Raw genomic sequence first — 18122 nt, 5'->3', positions numbered from 1 at the left:
GGAATTAACGGATTGTGCCTAGTCTCGCGGGTATGGATCGCCAGAAGGAGTTCGTGCTCCGCACCCTCGAAGAGCGCGACATTCGGTTCGTGCGTCTGTGGTTCACCGACGTCGTCGGCACTCTCAAGTCGGTGGCGATCGCGCCTGCCGAACTCGAAGGGGCCTTCGAGGAGGGCATCGGCTTCGACGGCTCGGCCGTCGAGGGCTTCTCCCGCATCTCCGAAGCCGACATGGTTGCGCGTCCCGACGCCACCACCTTCCAGGTGCTGCCCTGGAGCGACGACCGGGGCCACCAGTACTCGGCCCGGATGTTCTGCGACATCACCATGCCCGGCGGCACCCCGAGCTGGGCCGATCCCCGCCACGTGCTGAGGCGTCAGCTCAACAAGGCTTCCGATCTCGGGTTCAGCTGCTACGTGCACCCCGAGATCGAGTTCTTCCTCGTCGAGGACGGCCCCGAGGGCAGTGCACCCGTGCCGGCCGACATCGGCGGCTACTTCGACCAGTCGGTGCACCGTTCCGCCCCGCACTTCCGGCGTCACGCCATCGACGCGCTCGAATCCATGGGTATCTCGGTGGAGTTCAGCCACCACGAAACCGCACCGGGCCAGCAGGAGATCGACCTGCGCTACGCCGATGCGCTGTCCATGGCCGACAACGTCATGACCTTCCGCTACGTGGTCAAGGAGATCGCGATGCAGGAGGGCGTGCGGGCCACCTTCATGCCCAAGCCCTTCCGCGACCACGCCGGCTCCGCGATGCACACCCACATGTCGCTGTTCGAGGGCGAGACCAACGCCTTCCACGACCCCGACGACCCGCTGCAGCTCTCGGCGACCGGCAAGGCGTTCATCGCCGGTGTCCTCGAGCACTCCAACGAGATCAGCGCCGTCACCAACCAGTGGGTCAACTCCTACAAGCGTCTCGTGCACGGGGGAGAGGCACCCACGGCCGCGTGCTGGGGCCCGTCGAACCGGTCCGCGCTCGTGCGCGTCCCGATGTACACGCCGAACAAGGCATCGTCGCGTCGCGTGGAGATCCGCACCCCCGACTCGGCGTGCAACCCCTACCTGACCTTCGCAGTGCTGCTCGCGGCCGGTCTGCGCGGCATCGAGAAGGGCTACGAGCTCGCCCCCGAAGCAGAGGACGACGTGTGGTCGCTGACCTCCGCCGAGCGTCGCGCCATGGGCTACCGCGAACTGCCTACCGATCTCGACATCGCGCTGCGCGAGATGGAGAAGTCCGAACTCGTCGCCGAAACCCTCGGTGAGCACGTCTTCGACTACTTCCTGCGCAACAAGTGGCGGGAGTGGGAGAACTACCGCAGCCAGGTCACCCCCTTCGAACTCGAGCAGTACCTGGGGTTGTAAGCGACGATGGAAGCGTGGTGAGACCGCCCAGCGCGCGTTCGGTAGTTCCCGGCCCCGGTCGGCTCGGCCTCGTCGAGCCGACCGCCCCCGCCGAGCTCGCTCGACTCGGATGGAACGACGCCGACAGCGTCGAACTGCTGTGGGCGCTGTCCCGTGCCCCCAACGCCGACCTGGCCCTGCGCACCCTCGCGCGCCTGGCCGACGCGCTCGGTGACGACTGGGCCGAACTCGACTCGGCGCTGCGCTCCGACACGCGCCTGCGCGGCCGGTTGTTCGGTCTGTTCGGGGCGTCGTCGGCGCTCGGCGACCACATCGTCGCCAACCCGGATCGCTGGAAGATGCTCGCGGGCAGCGCGGCGCTGCCCGACAAGCACACCTTCACGGCGCGGATGCTCGACAGCGTCGACGCCGAACCCGAGCCCGACGGACGTCCCGGCCGGCTGATCCACCGGGCCGGGCTCATCGGCCCGCACGCGGTCGCGGCGCTGCGCACCACCTACCGCGACCAACTGATGCTGATCGCCGCCGCCGATCTCGCGGCGGTCGTCGAGAACGAACCGGTGCTGCCCTATCTCGAGGTCGGGGCGCTGCTCGCCGACCTCGCCGACGCGGCGCTGACCGCGGCCCTTGCGGTGGCCGTGTCCACGGTGATCCCGGAGGGCCCGTGCCCGATCGACCTCGCCGTCATCGCGATGGGCAAGTGCGGTGCGCGCGAGCTGAACTACGTCAGCGACGTCGACGTCGTCTTCGTCGCCGAACCCGCCGACGCCCGCGCGAGCCGGATCGCCGGCGAGATGATGCGCATCGGCACGTCGGCCTTCTTCGAGGTCGACGCCGCGCTGCGACCGGAGGGCAAACGCGGCGAGCTCGTCCGCACCCTCGAATCCCACGTCGCCTACTACAACCGGTGGGCCAAGACCTGGGAGTTCCAGGCACTGCTCAAGGCACGGCCGATGACCGGGAACCTCGACCTCGGCCGCCGGTACATCGACGCCCTGAGCCCGATGGTGTGGACCGCCTCCGAACGCGAGGACTTCGTGCCCGACGTGCAGGCGATGCGCCGCCGGGTCGAGGAGATGGTGCCCCCGGAATTACGCGAACGCGAACTCAAGCTCGGACGCGGCAGCCTCCGCGACGTCGAGTTCGCCGTGCAGTTGCTCCAACTCGTGCACGGTCGCGTCGACGAATCGCTGCGCGTGCCCAACACCGTCGAAGCGCTGTGCGCGCTCGCCGACGGCGGTTATGTCGGGCGCGACGACGCCGCGAACATGCGGGCGTCCTACGAGTTCCTCCGCCTGCTCGAACACCGGCTCCAGCTCCAGCGGCTCAAGCGGACCCACACCCTGCCACCGCCCGAGGACCGCGAGGCCCTGCGGTGGCTCGCGCGCGCCGCGCACATGCGGCCGGACGGGCGCAAGGACGCCCTCGGCGTGCTCGAATCGGAGATCAAGCGCAACTCGTCGCGGATCCGGAAACTGCACGCGCGCCTGTTCTACCGGCCGCTGCTGGACTCGGTGAGCAAGCTCGACAAGGAAGCGCTGCGGTTGTCGCCCGACGCGGCCGTCCGCCAGCTCGCCGCGCTGGGGTACAACGGCCCGCAGCACGCGATGGAACATCTGGCGGCGTTGTCCGGGGGAGCCTCCCGCAAGGCGCGCATCCAGGCACTGCTGCTCCCTCAGTTGCTCGAATATCTCGGCGAGACAACCGATCCCGACGCCGGTCTGCTCGCCTACCGGCGGCTGTCCGATGCGCTCTACGACACGGTCTGGTTCCTGCGGGTGCTGCGCGACGAGCCGGCCGTCGCCGAACGTCTCATGACGGTGCTCGGCTCGTCGGCCTACGTCGCCGACCTGCTGGTGAAATCTCCCGACGTCATCCGCCTGTACGCCGACGCCTCGACCGGGCCGCGGCTGCTCGAGGCGAACCCGCCCGAGGTTGCGCGCGCCCTCGTCGCATCGTCCTCGCGCTACTCCGACCCCGCTCGCGCCATCGCCGCCGCGCGTTCGCTGCGCCGCGCCGAACTCGCGCGCGTCGCGAGTGCCGACATCCTCGGCATGCTCGACGTGCCGCAAGTGTGCCGGGCGTTGTCCACGGTATGGGCGGGTGTCCTCGAAGCCGCGCTCGACGCGGTGATCCGGGGCTCGGAACAGTCCCGCGGACCGGCGCCGGCGCGTATCGCAGTGATCGGGATGGGCCGGCTCGGAGGCGGCGAACTCGGCTACGGATCCGACGCGGACGTGCTGTTCGTGTGCGACCCGCTGCCGGACGCCGACGAGACCGATGCGGTCAAGTGGGCCACGAGCATCGCCGAGCAGGTGCGGCGACTCCTCGGCGCGCCGAGCACCGACCCACCGCTCGAGGTCGATCTGGATCTGCGTCCGGAAGGTCGCAGCGGCCCGATCGTCCGGACGTTCGCGTCCTACCGGGCGTACTACACGCAGTGGGCCGAGGTGTGGGAGGTGCAGGCGCTGCTGCGTGCACACGCCGTCGCGGGCGACCGCGAACTCGGCACCCGCTTCCTGCACATGATCGACGAGGTGCGCTATCCGGAGGGCGGGGTCTCGCAGGAGGCCGTCCGCGAGATCCGGCGCATCAAGGCACGTGTGGACTCCGAGCGGCTGCCGCGCGGGGCCGACCCGGCCACCCACACCAAACTCGGACGGGGCGGCCTCGCCGACATCGAATGGACCGTGCAGCTGCTGCAACTCCAGCACGCCTACCGGCTCCCGGCGCTCCGCACGACCTCGACGCTCGAGGCGCTCGACGGCATCGGCGCCGCCGAGCTGCTCAGCGCGACCGACGTCGAACTCCTGCGCACGGCATGGATCACCGCGACGGATGCGCGGAACTGTCTCGTGCTCGTCCGCGGCAAACCGACCGACCAGCTCCCGGGGCCGGGACGGCTGCTCGAAGCCGTTGCCCGCGTGACGGGGTGGCGTGGTGAGGACGCGTCGGAGTTCCTCGACCACTACCTACGCGTCACGCGTCGGGCGCGGGCGGTCGTCGAGCGGGTGTTCTGGGACTGACGGACCGTCAGTCGCAGAAGACGACGAGTGCGAGTCCTCGCCAGACCTCGACCTCGGTCTTGTCCCACTCCTTGTTCTCGTGGTCCCAGTCGTACTCGACCTCGACGTCGTAGCCGCGGTCGCGTTGCTCGGTCACCCTGCAGTTCTGCATGGTGCTGCCGGACCGGTTGAGGATGATGTAGGGGACGCCCGCGTCGGAGAGCACCTGCTGTGCCTGCTCCTGCGACATGCCGACGACGGAGATGTCGGTCTGGGCCGCTGCGGTGCCTGCGAATGCGACGGACAGAGGGACGGGGGACAGCATGACAGCGGCGCATGCTGCCGAAACGAGGGATCTACGCATGGTGGCCTCCCGAGGAGACGTGTCGTTCGGATACGGACCACGTCGCATCCACTCCCCCGCGAGCGGGTGTGACGAACATCACCAAAGCTGTGTCCTCACGGTACACCCGTGTGCAGTACGGCTGTCCAGTCGGTTTCGGCTCGGCGGACCTGCGCACGACCCCCTGCACACGACGGAGCCACCCGCCGAACACGACGGGTGGCTCCGGGACGGTGCGTCAGGCGCGGTCGTGGACCGCCGGCGCGGTCACTTCTTCAGATCGAAACGATCCAGGTTCATCACCTTCGTCCAGGCCGCGACGAAATCGCGGACGAACTTCGGGCCGGCATCGTCGGTCGCGTAGACCTCGGCGAGCGCCCGCAGCTGCGAGTTATGCCCGAAGACCAGGTCGACGGCGGTCGCGGTGTACTTGACCTGGTCCGATCCCCGAGCGCGTCCTTCGTAGACGCCCTCGCTGTTCTGCGAGACCTTCCACTCGGTCCCCATGTCGAGCAGATTGACGAAGAAGTCGTTCGTCAGGGTCTGCGGGCGGTCGGTGAAGACCCCGTGCTTGCTGCCGCCGTGATTCGCGCCGAGCGCACGCAGACCGCCGACGAGCACCGTCGTCTCGGGCGCGGTCAGCGTCAGCAGGTTGGCGCGCTCGAGGAACAGCTTCTCGGGCGGAAGCTTCTCTTCACCGCGCAGGTAGTTGCGGAAACCGTCGTGCTTCGGCTCGAGCACCTCGAACGACTCGACGTCGGTCCACTCCTGGCTCGCATCGGTGCGGCCGGGGAAGAACGGAACCGTGATGTCGTGTCCCGCATCCTTGGCGGCCTTCTCCACCGCGGCGTTACCGGCGAGGACGATCAGATCCGCCAGGGAGACCTTCTTGTTGCCGCCCGAGCCGTTGAAGTCCTGCTGGATACCCTCGAGGATCTGCAGTACCTGTGCGAGCTGCTCGGGTTCGTTGGCTTCCCAGTCCTTCTGCGGCTCGAGCCGCACGCGCGCGCCGTTCGCGCCGCCGCGCTTGTCGGTGCCGCGGAAGCTCGCGGCCGACGCCCACGCGGTGGCGACGAGCTGCGGGATCGTCGCTCCCGAGTCGAGGACCTTCGCCTTGAGTGAGGCGATGTCGCTCTCGTCGATCAGCTCGTGGTCGACGTCCGGCACCGGGTCCTGCCAGATCTGCGGTTCCGGGATCCACGGTCCGCGGTACCGCGAGAGCGGACCCATGTCGCGGTGCAGCAGCTTGAACCACGCCTTGGCGAACTCCTGCTCGAGTTCCTCGGGATGGTCGAGCCAGCGCCGGGTGATCTCGCCGTAGACGGGGTCGTAGCGCAACGCGAGGTCGCTGGTGAGCATGCCCGGCGCGTGCTTCTTCGTCGGGTCGTGGGCGTCGGGCACGGTGTCCGCGCCGGCACCGCCCTTCGGCGTCCACTGCCACGCACCGGCGGGGCTCTTGGTCTTCTCCCACTCGTAGGCGTACAGCGTCTCGAGGAAGCTGTTGTCCCACTTGGTCGGAGTGGGCGTCCAGGTGACCTCGAGACCGCTGGTGATCGTGTCGCCACCGACACCGGTGCCGTACGAGTTCTTCCAGCCGAGACCCTGCTGTTCGATCGGGGCACCCTCGGGTTCGGGCCCGAGATTGTCGGCCGGGGCGGCACCGTGAGTCTTGCCGACGGTGTGACCGCCGACGATGAGCGCGGCCGTCTCGACGTCGTTCATCGCCATCCGGGCGAACGTCTCGCGGATGTCGCGTCCGGACGCGAGGATCTCCGGGTTGCCGTTGGGGCCTTCGGGATTGACGTAGATCAGACCCATCTGGACGGCACCCAGTGGGCCCTGGAGTTCGCGCTCACCGGCGTAGCGTTCGTCGCCGAGCCAGGTGTCCTCCGGGCCCCAGAAGACCTCGTCGGGCTCCCAGATGTCCTCGCGGCCGAACGCGAAGCCGAACGTCTTGAACCCCATCGACTCGTAGGCGCAGTTGCCGGCGAAGACCAGCAGGTCGGCCCAGGAGAGCTTGCGGCCGTACTTCTGCTTGATCGGCCACAGGAGACGACGGGCCTTGTCGAGGCTGACGTTGTCGGGCCAGCTGTTGAGCGGAGCGAACCGCTGCGCGCCCTTGCCGCCGCCACCGCGACCGTCGGCGATGCGGTAGGTGCCGGCCGAGTGCCAGCTCATACGGATGAACAGACCCCCGTAGTGACCGAAGTCGGCCGGCCACCAGTCCTGGGAATCCGTCATCAGGTCGATCAGATCCTGACGGAGCGCCTCGACATCGAGGGATTCGACTTCCTTCGAGTAGTCGAAGTCGGGTTCCAACGGATTGGACAGCGGTGAATGCTGGTGCAGGACCGTCAAATCCAGCTGGTCCGGCCACCAGTCCTGATTGGTCCTCGGCCGGTGCGGTGACGGCTCGGGGGAGGGGACTGCCGGGTTTTCGCTTTCGGACACTGCGGTTTCCTTCCGGATCAGGGTCGATCGGACCGATTCAGGGCTGTTGTCGTGGATCGTCTGTCGAACAGTCGCGGCACAGGCCCCAAAAGACGACGTCCGCCTCGTCGACGTCGAAACCTGCGTCCACCGGTGACAGGCAACGCGAGTCACCGACGGTGTGGTCGACATCCGAGATCACGGCGCAGGACCGGCAGACGAGGTGGTGATGACTGTCGCCGACACGCACCTCGTACCGCGCGTGGAAACCTGCGGGCTGGATTCGCCGGAGCAGGCCGTGTGCCGAGAGCGCGTGGAGGATGTCGTACACGGTGTGCCGGCCGATGCCGGGAACGACGGCGCCGACCGCGTCGAAGATGCGATCGGCATCGGCGTGCGGGTGCTCGTGCGCCGCATCGAGCACCGCCAGACGCTGTCGGGTCACGCGAAGACCGGCTGCGCGTAACCGCTCGGAGAAATCCCGCGTCGAGGGCACGTGCCCACTATGGACGACTTTTCTGGAACCGGTCGCGATTTCGCCGGATTCGATGACGAACAAACGATTCTCGCGCGCCGAACCGGGGCTTGCTGCTGCTGCAGCAGGGGCGAACCCCGTTTCGGCGCGCGAGGATGCCGGAGCGGAAGGGGCGCAGACAAGGCGAGAGGCCGCCCGTCCCGGAAGGGACGAACGGCCTCTCGAAGAGTGCTTACCGGACTCGACTCAGCAGTCGAAGTACAGCTGGAACTCGTAGGGGTGCGGGCGCAGGTTGACCGGAGCGATCTCCTGCTCGCGCTTGAGCGAGATCCAGGTCTCGATGAGGTCGGTGGTGAAGACGCCGCCCTCGGTGAGGTACTCGTGGTCGCGCTCGAGGTTGTCGATCACGGCCGACAGGCTGGTGGGGGCCTGCGGGATGTTCTTGGCCTCCTCCGGCGGGAGCTCGTAGAGGTCCTTGTCGACCGGAGCGAGCGGCTCGATCTTGTTCTTGATGCCGTCGAGGCCGGCCATCATCTGCGCCGCGAAGTTCAGGTAGGGGTTACCCGAGGAGTCGGGAGCGCGGAACTCGAGACGCTTGGCCTTCGGGTTGTTGCCCGTGATCGGGATACGCACGGCGGCCGAACGGTTGCGCTGGCTGTACACGAGGTTGATCGGAGCCTCGTAGCCCGGCACCAGACGGTGGTACGAGTTGATCGTCGGGTTCGTGAAGGCGAGCAGCGACGGCGCGTGGTGGAGGATGCCGCCGATGTACCAGCGGGCGAGGTCGGACAGACCCGCGTAGCCGGACTCGTCGTGGAACAGCGGCTTGCCGTCCTTCCACAGCGACTGGTGCACGTGCATGCCCGAGCCGTTGTCGCCGAAGAGCGGCTTCGGCATGAAGGTGGCGGTCTTGCCGTTCTTCCACGCCGTGTTCTTGACGATGTACTTGAACAGCTGCAGGTCGTCGGCTGCGGAGAGCAGCGTGTTGAACTTGTAGTTGATCTCGGCCTGGCCGCCGGTGCCCACCTCGTGGTGGCCGCGCTCGAGCTCGAAGCCGGCGAGCTGCAGGTTGGTGGAGATCTCGTCGCGCAGGTCGACGTAGTGGTCGTACGGAGCGACGGGGAAGTAGCCACCCTTCGGGCGGACCTTGTAGCCGCGGTTCGGGGTGCCGTCGGCGTTGTACTCGGCGCCGGTGTTCCACGAGCCGGAGATCGAATCGAGCTCGTAGAACGCGCCGTTCATCTTCGAGTCGTAGGAGACGGAGTCGAAGATGTAGAACTCGGCCTCGGCACCGAAGAAGGCGGTGTCGGCGATGCCGGTGCTGATCAGGTATTCCTCGGCCTTACGCGCGACGTTGCGGGGGTCGCGGCTGTAGGACTCACGGGTGAACGGATCGTGGACGAAGAAGCTGACGTTCAGGGTCTTGGCGGCGCGGAAGGGATCGATGCGGGCGGTCGTCACATCGGGGAGCAGGAGCATGTCCGACTCGTGGATGGACTGGAAACCCCGCACGGAGGATCCGTCGAATGCCAGGCCGTCCTCGAAGACGTCCTCGTTGAACGCCTTCGCCGGGATCGAGAAGTGCTGTTCGATGCCGGGCAGGTCCGTGAAGCGGATATCGACGTACTCGACGTTCTCTTCCGCGATGTACTTGATGACCTCTTCGGCCGTGGTGAACGCCACGCTTGTGCTCCTTCAGTCGGTGCGCGCCATGGGTGCTGGGCGCCTGCGTCGGATCAGACGTTATGGATCTGGTGTTGCCCGTCCATCAAGCCTATGTTTCGCGGGTGTTACACATGCTTTCGTCCTGCTGTGAGGTCGAAAAGGTGGTATAAGTCACCGCGGCCAACACGGGTCGACGCTGGTCCGCCCATGAGAGCTTATCCTGGTGCCATGGCACGCATGACGGGCAGTTGGCTTTCCGGGCCTGCTGCGGCGCTTCCCAAAGGTCTCCAGCAGGAGCAGGACTATCCCGGGCAACTGCTCGGCCTCCCCGAACACGGCCCCGGCTCCATGGTGCCCACCGTCCGCCGGGTACTCGCCCTCGCGGTCGACTGGTTCATGTCCATGGCGATCGCCGCCGGCCTCGTCGGGGGCAACCCGCTCGAGAGCCCGCTGCTGTCGTCGTACACCCTCATCATCTGGTTCGTGGTGGGCGTGGGATGCGTGAGCCTGTTCTCGTTCACCCCCGGCCAGTTCGTCGCCGGGCTGCAGGTCGTGCGGGTGGACGCCCCCGTGCGGGTCGGCATCGTGCGCGCGCTCGCACGTCAGGTGCTGCTGGTGTTCATCGCCCCGGCGCTCGTCACCGACATCGACGGTCGCGGCCTGCAGGATCGCGCCACGGGCACCGCGGTCGTCCGTTCGCGCTGACCGCGCACGCGTCCGTTCGAGCCGATCACCCGAAAACTGCTCCGCATACGCCGAAGGCCGCCTTCGTCCCCGGGACGAGAGGCGGCCTTGGGCGTACTTCGGAAGATCAGCGGCGGCGCATCGTGCGCTGCACGCTGCGCATCTTCGCACCGGCGGGAAGCGGACCCTTGGGCATGGCCGGCCCGGACTTCTTCGTGCTCAGCGCGGACAGGCGACCCTCGATGGTGTCCATCCGCTTGGTGTCGATGTTGCGAGGCAGCTTGTTCAGACGCTTCTGCAGCTGGGAGAGCGGAATCTGGCCCTCCTCGTTGCCGACGACGAACTCGTAGATCGGGGTGTCGCCGACGAGACGCGCGACCCGCTTCTTCTCCTGGGCCATCAGGCCCTTCACGCGACCGGGGTTGCCCTCACCGACGAGGATGATGCCGGGGCGTCCGATGACGCGGTGCACGGCGTCGAGCTGGGTGGTGCCCGCGACCGCCTGGCTCACGCGCCATGCGCCCTGCAGGTTGTCGAGCGCCCACGCGGCCGCACCGGCCTGGCCGTCGGCCTTCGCGTACACGCTCTTCTGCACGCGGCGCCCGAAGATGATGAAGGCCAACAGGACGCCGACGAGGATGCCGACCGGCAGCAGGAACCACTGGATGTCGAAGATCAGGCCGACGAGGAAGAACACCACGATCGAACCGACGAGGGCACCGATCATCCACGGCAGGAGTGCCTTGTCCTCCTTGCGCTGGATCTGGAACGCCTGCCACAGCTGGGTTCGACGCTCCTTCGACGCCTGCTTGCGTGCGGCCTTCGCCGCGGCCTTCGCTTCCTTGTCGGTCTTGCTGCCCTTCGCCATGTACTCAAGGATACGGCCCCGGTGGTGGCACGTTTACCACCACCGGGGCCGCCTGAGGACCTGCCGCGACGAGCGGCGGGAGGTCAGTTGCCGAAGCGCGCGAGAACGGCGCCGGCTTCCTGGGACGCCGTGCCCTCCTCGGCGAGATGCGCCTGGTCGGCGGGAAGTTCGCGTCCGTGGTGGGCCATCGCCTGCGCGTACAGGCGACCGGCGCGGTACGACGAACGCACCAGCGGACCGGCCATCACACCGGCGAACCCGATCTCGCGGGCGGTCTCGGAGTGATCGACGAACTCCTGCGGCTTGACCCAGCGCTCGACCGGATGGTGGAGCGGGGAGGGCCGCAGGTACTGGGTGATCGTGATGATGTCGCAGCCGGCGTCGTGCAGGTCGTGCAGCGCTTCGGTGACCTCCTCGGGGGTCTCGCCCATGCCGAGGATGAGGTTGGACTTGGTGACCAGTCCGAAGTCGCGGGCCTGCCGGATCACGTCGAGCGACCGCTCGTAGCGGAAGGCCGGACGGATGCGCTTGAAGATCCGCGGCACGGTCTCGACGTTGTGCGCGAGCACCTCGGGACGCGACTCGAAGACCTCCTGCAGCAGGTCGGGCTTGCCGTTGAAGTCGGGGATGAGGTTCTCGACGCCGGTGCCCGGGTTGAGCGCGTGGATCTGCTTCACTGTCTCGGCGTACAGCCATGCGCCGCCGTCGGGCAGATCGTCGCGGGCGACGCCGGTGATCGTGGAGTAGCGCAGACCCATCGAGCGGACCGACTCGGCGACACGACGCGGCTCGTCGCGGTCGAGCGCGGCGGGCTTACCGGTGTCGATCTGGCAGAAGTCGCAGCGACGGGTGCACTGCTCGCCACCGATGAGGAATGTCGCCTCGCGGTCTTCCCAGCACTCGTAGATGTTGGGACAACCGGCTTCCTCACAGACCGTGTGCAGACCTTCGCGTCGCACCAGGCCCTTGAGGTCGGTGTACTCCGGGCCCATCTTCGCCCGGGTCTTGATCCAGTTGGGTTTGCGTTCGATCGGCGTCTGCGCGTTTCGGGTCTCGATCCGCAGCAGCTTGCGTCCTTCTGGGGCCACAGTCACGCACTCGATCGTACGCCGCCGGTCCTGCCCGGACCCGGCGGGTGCGACCGCCCCTCAGAACCGGTGTGTCGTGAATTCCGGGGTGGTGGTGGGAATTCCGGACGCCCCGACGGCGTGCTCGAAGGTGACCCGTTCGATGTCGCACTCCGTCACGGGGATTCGGCCGTCGAGAGCGGCGATGACGGCCTCGGTGACGGCCGGGATCACGTCGTCGACGGTGACCTCCCGGCCGAGTTCGCCGGTGAGCGACGCGACTCCGGCGTCGCGGATGCCGCACGGGACGATCGAGTCGAACGCGTCGAGAGCCGAATTGCAGTTGAGTGCGAAGCCGTGCATGGCGACACCACGTTGCACCCGGATGCCGATCGCGGCGATCTTGCGTTCGGGGAGCCAGTGCCCGTCGCGCAGCTCGGCGGGAAGCCAGACACCGGAGCGTCCTTCCACGCGGCCGCAGTTCAGGCCCATGTCGGTACAGACGCGGATCAGGCCCTGTTCGATGCGACGCACGTAGCCGACGACGTCGATCGGCTCGGCGAGCTTGACGATGGGGTAGCCCACGAGCTGCCCGGGGCCGTGCCAGGTGATCTTGCCGCCGCGGTCGACGTCGATGACGGGCGTGCCGTCGGTGGGGCGGTCGCCGTCCTCGGTGCGGCGCCCGGCCGTGTAGACGGGCGGGTGTTCGAGCAGGAGCAGGGTGTCGGCGCCGATGCCGTCGGCGCGCTCGTTCGCGAGTTCGCGCTGCCTCTCCCAGGCCTCGAGATAACCGAGGGTTCCGAGACATGCGACGGCGACGGGAGCCGAATCGGAACGGGCGGAAGACGAGGGATCACTCATGTTCCTGAACTCTACGCCGCACCGCAGGGGGAGGGCACCCGCTGTGGCGCGGACGCCGACGGGGGCATCACCGCAGTGGTGATGCCCCCGTCGGAGGTCGTCGGACGGATAGTCCGGATCCGGAAACCTACAGTCCCAGATCGGACTCGAACGCGCCCTCCTCGAGACGATGCTTGATCGTCTTGAGGAAGCGGCCCGCATCGGCACCGTCGATCAGGCGGTGATCGTAGGTGAGCGGCAGGTAGCACATCGAGCGGACGCCGATGGACTCGTTGCCGGTCTCGTCGATCACCACGACCGGACGCTTGACGATCGCGCCGGTTCCGAGCATCGCGGCCTGCGGCGGCACGAGGATCGGGGTGTCGAACAACGCGCCCTGGCTACCGATGTTGGTGATGGTGAAGGTGCCACCGGCCAGCTCGTCGGGCTTGAGACCACCCTTGCGGGCACGCTCGGCGATGTCGGCGATCGCGCGGGCGAGCTCGGCCAGCGACAGGTCGCCGGCGTTGTGGATCACCGGGGAGAGCAGGCCCTGCTCGGTGTCCACCGCGATGCCGAGGTGCTCGGCCGCGTGGTAGGTGATCTCCTTCTTGCTGTCGTCGAAGGAGGCGTTGACGTTCGGGTGCGCGCGCAGCGCCTCGACGACAGCCTTGGCGAAGAACGGCAGGAAGGTGAGGTTGACGCTCTCGCGCTCGGAGAACGCCTTCTTCGCCTGGGCCCGCAGCTGGGCGATCTTGGTGACGTCGACCTCGAAGGTCTGGGTGAGCTGCGCGGTGGTCTGCAGCGACTCGAGGGTCTTCTTCGCCGTGATCTGGCGGATGCGGTTGATCTTCTGGGTCGTTCCGCGCAGCTTGGCGAGCTCGGGGCGCACACCCGGAGCCGGACTCGCCGGAGCGGCCGACTTCTGCTGCTCGCCACCGGCTGCCTTGCCACCCTCGGCGGCAGCGAGGACGTCCTGCTTGCGGATGCGGCCACCGACACCGGTGCCCTTCACCGTCGACAGGTCGACGCCGTGCTGCGAGGCGAGCTTGCGCACGAGCGGGGTGACGTACGGGGTCGCACCGCTCGGGGTGGACTCCTCCTGAGGCGCGGGCTTCGGGGTCGTCGCCGCGGTCCCGACCGGCTTCGGTGCGGGAGCCGGGGTGGCCTGCTCGACCTTCGGGGCCTGCTGCTGTGCGGCGGGCTTCTGCTCGGCGGGCTTCGGAGTCTCCTGCTTCGGAACCTCCTGCTTCGGCGCGGGCTTCTCCTCGGCGGGAGCGGACTGCTGGGCCGGGGCCTCGCTGCCGATGACGGCGAGCTGTCCACCGACCTCGACGGTCTCGTCCTCCTGAGCGGTGATCTCGGTGAGGATGCCGGCGACCGGGGAGGGGATCTCGGTGTCGACCTTGTCGGTGGAGACCTCGAGGAGCGGTTCGTCCACGGCGACCTCGTCGCCGACGGCCTTGAGCCAGCGGGTGACGGTGCCTTCGGTGACCGACTCGCCCAGTGCCGGCATGGTGACCGGGGTGCCCTCGCCGCTACCACCCGAGGATGCGGGCTGCGCGGGGGCGGACGGAGCCGGAGCGGCCTCCTCGGACGGCTCGGTGGTGGGCTCGGCGGCCGGCGCCGACTCCTCGGCCGGGGCGGACTGCTCGGCGGGAGCGGACTGCTGGGCCGGGGCCTCGCTGCCGATGACAGCGAGCTGTCCGCCGACCTCGACGGTCTCGTCCTCCTGAGCGGTGATCTCGGTGAGGATGCCGGCGACCGGGGAGGGGATCTCGGTGTCGACCTTGTCGGTGGAGACCTCGAGGAGCGGTTCGTCCACGGCGACCTCGTCGCCGACGGCCTTGAGCCAGCGGGTGACGGTGCCTTCGGTGACCGACTCGCCCAGTGCCGGCATGGTGACCGGGGTGCCCTCGCCGCTACCACCCGAGGATGCGGGCTGCGCGGGGGCGGACTCCGCGGCGGGCTCTTCGGCGGGAGCCTCTTCGGCCGGTGCCTCTTCGGCAGCGGGTGCGGAATCTCCGCCGGCTTCCTCACCGGCGTCACCGATCACGGCCAGTTCGCCACCGATCTCGACCGTGTCGTCCTCCTGGGCGACGATCTTGACCAGCACGCCGGCTGCAGGCGACGGGATCTCGGTGTCGACCTTGTCCGTGGAGACTTCGAGCAAGGGCTCGTCGACTTCGACCGTGTCTCCTTCCTGCTTGAGCCATCGCGTGACAGTTCCCTCGGTGACGCTCTCACCAAGCGCTGGCATCTGGACGGAGAAGGCCATGTCTGTTGACTCCTCGACGGTTGTGTTCGTGTGTGTTGAGTTGTACCGACTCGTGGTCGCCGACCATTGTGTGGTCGTTGACCATTGTGCGCGGGCCAGGAACCCCGTGCCTGCTGGTTCACGTGTTCGGTCGGGCCGATACCGGCGGGGCATGGCCCCTCCCATCCTTGCACCTATCTTTCGGTGATGTTCGGGGAGGGGCGGATCACCTCACACCGGGGTTCCGCTGTTACCGATCACACCGGTCCTCTCCCTCGCCCCGGGCGGGGCCAGGCGGGGAGAGGACCGGTGCGGAAGATCATCCGTTGGCGGCGATGTCCTCGATCACGGCGAGCATGGTGCGCACGGGCACGCCGGTGCCGCCCTTGCCGACGTAACCGAACGGTCCGCCGGTGTTGAAGGCCGGGCCGGCGACGTCGATGTGCGCCCACTGCACACCCTCGGCGACGAACTCCTTCAGGAAGATGCCGGCCGTGAGCATGCCGCCCCACCGGTGGGGGGAGACGTTCGCGAGGTCGGCCACGCGGGACTCGAGATCACCGCGCAGTTCCTTCGGGAAGGGCATCGCCCAGCCGTTCTCGCCGACCTCCTGGGACAGCGCGGCCACGCGGTCGCGGAACTCGTCGTGACCCATGACGCCCGGCGTCCGGGTGCCGAGGGCGACCATCTGTGCGCCGGTGAGGGTCGCGGTGTCGATGAGGTAGTCGGGATCGTCCTCGCATGCGCGCACGATGGCGTCGGCGAGGATCAGGCGACCCTCGGCGTCGGTGTTGATGACCTCGACGGTGGTTCCACCGTACTGGGTCAGCACGTCGCCCGGACGCTGCGCGGTCGACGACGGCATGTTCTCGGCCATCGGCACGGTCGCGGTGACGTCGGCGGCGACACCGAGCTTCGCGGCGAGCACGACGGTCGCGACGACCGCGGCGGCGCCGGCCATGTCGGAGGTCATCGCCTCCATGCCGGCGGCGGGCTTGATGGAGATGCCGCCGGTGTCGAAGGTGATGCCCTTGCCCACGAGCGCGACCTTCGGGGCCTTGCGCTTCTTCGACGAGTAGGACAGGCGCACGAGACGCGGGGGACGCGACGAGCCCTTGCCGACGCCGACGATGCCGCCGAAGCCCTTCTTCTCGAGCACCTTCTCGTCGAGGATCTCGACCTTCAGACCGGCGGCCTCGCCGAGTGCCTTCGCGCGCTCGGCGAACTCGGCCGGGAACAGGTGGCTCGGCGGGGTGTTCACGAAGTTCCGGGCCGTCGCGACGGCCTCGGCGATCGCGACGGAGCGGGAGAGCGCCGCCTTCGCCGCGCGGTCGCGGGTCGAGGGCACGAGCAGTTCCACCCGCGCGACCGGCTGCGCGTCCTTCTTGGGTGCGGACTTCTCCGACCGGAACTCGGTGTAGGTGTAGGCGCCGAGCGCGAAACCTTCCGCCGCGGCACCGAGGTCGACGGCGGACAGCGTGGTCGCGACCGTCTCCACACCTGTCAGTGCGCGCGCCGCGGTACCGGCGGAGCGGCGGACCTGCTCGGCGTCGATCTTGTCGGCGTCGCCGAGACCGACGGCGAGCACGCTTGCCACGGGCAGGGAGGCAGGCGCCGGCACGCGGGTGAGCTCCTCGCCGCGGCCTTTCGCGCCCACGGCGACCAGGGAGTCGAGCAGTTCGCCGAGAACCGCTTCGTCGATCGGGGCGTCGCCTGCGAGGATCTCGGGGGTGCCGTCGGCGGAGGTCACGCCGATCACCAGGACATCGGCTCGTGTGGAAACCGAACCGGCGAGAACGAGTTCGGGAAGATCGGGAGTGGGTGCACTCACAGGGCATCTCCTTGGAGCTTGGTCGGGAACGAGCGAGTCGTTCTCTTGCGGCGTCGTTCGGTGCGAGGGGAATCGCCTCGATGTAATCGACCCTAATGACAACGACGCCCGGCGTCGCTGTCGGACACGGTGGCGGTGGGATAGCGTCGTACGCCATGAGCGACGAGGAACTGAAGCAAGGCCCCATCCACACCGTGCACGTCGAACTCGGTGCGACCTTCGCTCCGTTCGGCGGCTGGGAGATGCCGGTCTCCTACGCAGGGACGGTCGCCGAGCACACGGCCGTGCGCGAGAACGTGGGACTGTTCGACGTCAGCCACCTGGGCAAGGCACTCGTCGCCGGACCGGATGCCGCCCAGTTCCTGAACACCACGCTCAGCAACGACCTCACCCGCATCGGTCCCGGCAAGGCGCAGTACACCCTGTGCTGCACCGAGAACGGCGGTGTCGTCGACGACCTGATCGTCTACCACGTCTCCGACGACGAGCTCTTCCTCGTTCCGAACGCGGCCAACACCGCAGCGGTCGTCGAGGCGCTGGCCGCCGCGGCACCGGCCGGCGTCACAGTGACGAACCAGCATCGCGACCACGCGGTGTTCGCGGTCCAGGGGCCGAAGTCCGTCGAGGTCCTCGAGGCGCTCGGCCTGCCCACCGACATCGCCTACATGGGCTTCGCCGACGCCGAGTACGAGGGTGCTCCGGTGCGCGTGTGCCGCAGTGGCTACACCGGTGAACGGGGCTACGAGGTGCTGCCGCGCTGGGACGACGCCGAAGGTGTCTTCCGCGCGCTGCTCGACGCCGTCCGCGCACAGGGCGGTCAGGCCGCCGGTCTCGGCGCCCGCGACACCTTGCGCACCGAGATGGGCTACGCGCTGCACGGGCACGAGCTGTCCGTCGACATCTCGCCGCTCGAAGCGCGGGTCGGCTGGGCCGTGGGCTGGAAGAAGCCGCAGTTCTGGGGTCGCGACGCGCTGGTCCGCGAGAAGGAGGCGGGCCCGGCACGGAAACTGTGGGGCCTGCGGGCGCTCGACCGCGGCGTCCTGCGTCAGGACCTGACCGTGCGTCGCGACGGTGACGAGGTCGGGCGGACCACCTCGGGCACCTTCTCGCCGACCCTCAAGATCGGCATCGCCCTCGCACTCCTCGACACCGCCGCCGGACTCGAACCCGGCGACGAAGTGAGCGTGGACGTGCGCGGACGGTCGCTGCGCGCCGAAGTGATGGCTCCGCCGTTCGTCGAGGACCACACCAGATAGGGCTTCTGCAGGCGGTTGTACCATTGTCCTC

At 68.4% G+C, this 18122-nt stretch carries 13 protein-coding genes; 4 read left to right on the top strand and 9 right to left on the bottom strand.

Annotated features, from left to right (window positions below; genetic code table 11):
- The first annotated feature begins 32 nt into the window (after positions 1-32).
- Positions 33-1370 carry a type I glutamate--ammonia ligase gene (glnA, locus tag BO226_RS10905; RefSeq protein ID WP_071935203.1) on the top strand — a complete coding sequence of 446 codons (1338 nt, stop codon included), beginning with the start codon at positions 33-35 and terminating at the stop codon, positions 1368-1370.
- 14 nt (positions 1371-1384) lie between these two features.
- Positions 1385-4396 (top strand): bifunctional [glutamine synthetase] adenylyltransferase/[glutamine synthetase]-adenylyl-L-tyrosine phosphorylase, encoded by a 3012-nt coding sequence (locus BO226_RS10900; RefSeq protein WP_071935202.1) that lies wholly within the window; start codon positions 1385-1387, stop codon positions 4394-4396.
- Between the two features lie 7 nt (positions 4397-4403).
- Here BO226_RS10900 and BO226_RS10895 read toward each other — a convergent pair whose 3' ends face one another.
- The 4 genes from BO226_RS10895 to glnA (BO226_RS10880) form a co-directional block, all read right to left on the bottom strand.
- A complete protein-coding gene (locus tag BO226_RS10895) occupies positions 4404-4739 on the bottom strand; it encodes a hypothetical protein (RefSeq protein WP_024101314.1) in 336 nt (111 codons plus the stop codon).
- Between the two features lie 246 nt (positions 4740-4985).
- Complete coding sequence (katG, locus tag BO226_RS10890) at positions 4986-7169, bottom strand: catalase/peroxidase HPI (protein WP_198040634.1); 2184 nt, start codon at positions 7167-7169, stop codon at positions 4986-4988.
- A 37-nt stretch (positions 7170-7206) separates the two neighbouring features.
- A complete protein-coding gene (locus tag BO226_RS10885) occupies positions 7207-7644 on the bottom strand; it encodes a Fur family transcriptional regulator (protein WP_198040633.1) in 438 nt (145 codons plus the stop codon).
- A gap of 225 nt (positions 7645-7869) precedes the next feature.
- Positions 7870-9306 carry a type I glutamate--ammonia ligase gene (gene glnA / locus BO226_RS10880; protein ID WP_006554411.1) on the bottom strand — a complete coding sequence of 479 codons (1437 nt, stop codon included), beginning with the start codon at positions 9304-9306 and terminating at the stop codon, positions 7870-7872.
- A gap of 210 nt (positions 9307-9516) precedes the next feature.
- Here glnA (BO226_RS10880) and BO226_RS10875 point away from each other — a divergent pair, with 210 nt between their 5' ends.
- Positions 9517-9993, top strand: coding sequence for an RDD family protein (locus BO226_RS10875; protein ID WP_016694972.1), 477 nt, complete (start codon positions 9517-9519; stop codon positions 9991-9993).
- A 106-nt stretch (positions 9994-10099) separates the two neighbouring features.
- Here BO226_RS10875 and BO226_RS10870 read toward each other — a convergent pair whose 3' ends face one another.
- The 5 genes from BO226_RS10870 to BO226_RS10850 form a co-directional block, all read right to left on the bottom strand.
- On the bottom strand, positions 10100-10840 hold the full coding sequence (locus BO226_RS10870) for a DUF4191 domain-containing protein (RefSeq protein ID WP_006554409.1): 741 nt from the start codon (positions 10838-10840) through the stop codon (positions 10100-10102).
- Positions 10841-10923: 83 nt separating this feature from the next.
- A complete protein-coding gene (gene lipA / locus BO226_RS10865; protein ID WP_024101310.1) occupies positions 10924-11934 on the bottom strand; it encodes a lipoyl synthase in 1011 nt (336 codons plus the stop codon).
- A 54-nt stretch (positions 11935-11988) separates the two neighbouring features.
- Positions 11989-12768, bottom strand: a complete 780-nt coding sequence (lipB, locus tag BO226_RS10860; protein WP_064061308.1) for a lipoyl(octanoyl) transferase LipB — start codon at positions 12766-12768, stop codon at positions 11989-11991.
- Between the two features lie 127 nt (positions 12769-12895).
- Positions 12896-15025: a 2-oxoglutarate dehydrogenase, E2 component, dihydrolipoamide succinyltransferase gene (gene sucB / locus BO226_RS10855; RefSeq protein ID WP_071935200.1), complete on the bottom strand. Its 2130-nt coding sequence runs from the start codon at positions 15023-15025 to the stop codon at positions 12896-12898.
- A gap of 298 nt (positions 15026-15323) precedes the next feature.
- Positions 15324-16835, bottom strand: coding sequence for a leucyl aminopeptidase (locus BO226_RS10850; protein ID WP_071935199.1), 1512 nt, complete (start codon positions 16833-16835; stop codon positions 15324-15326).
- 155 nt (positions 16836-16990) lie between these two features.
- Between BO226_RS10850 and gcvT the strand changes: the two genes are divergently transcribed.
- Positions 16991-18091, top strand: a complete 1101-nt coding sequence (gene gcvT, locus BO226_RS10845) for a glycine cleavage system aminomethyltransferase GcvT (RefSeq protein ID WP_071935198.1) — start codon at positions 16991-16993, stop codon at positions 18089-18091.
- The last annotated feature ends 31 nt before the right edge of the window (positions 18092-18122 follow it).

The sequence above is a fragment of the Rhodococcus sp. 2G genome, assembly GCF_001886355.1.
In the GTDB taxonomy this organism is placed as follows: domain Bacteria; phylum Actinomycetota; class Actinomycetes; order Mycobacteriales; family Mycobacteriaceae; genus Rhodococcus; species Rhodococcus pyridinivorans.
Note: the sequence above shows the minus strand (reverse complement) of the source record. Positions and strands in the feature narration are given on the sequence as shown.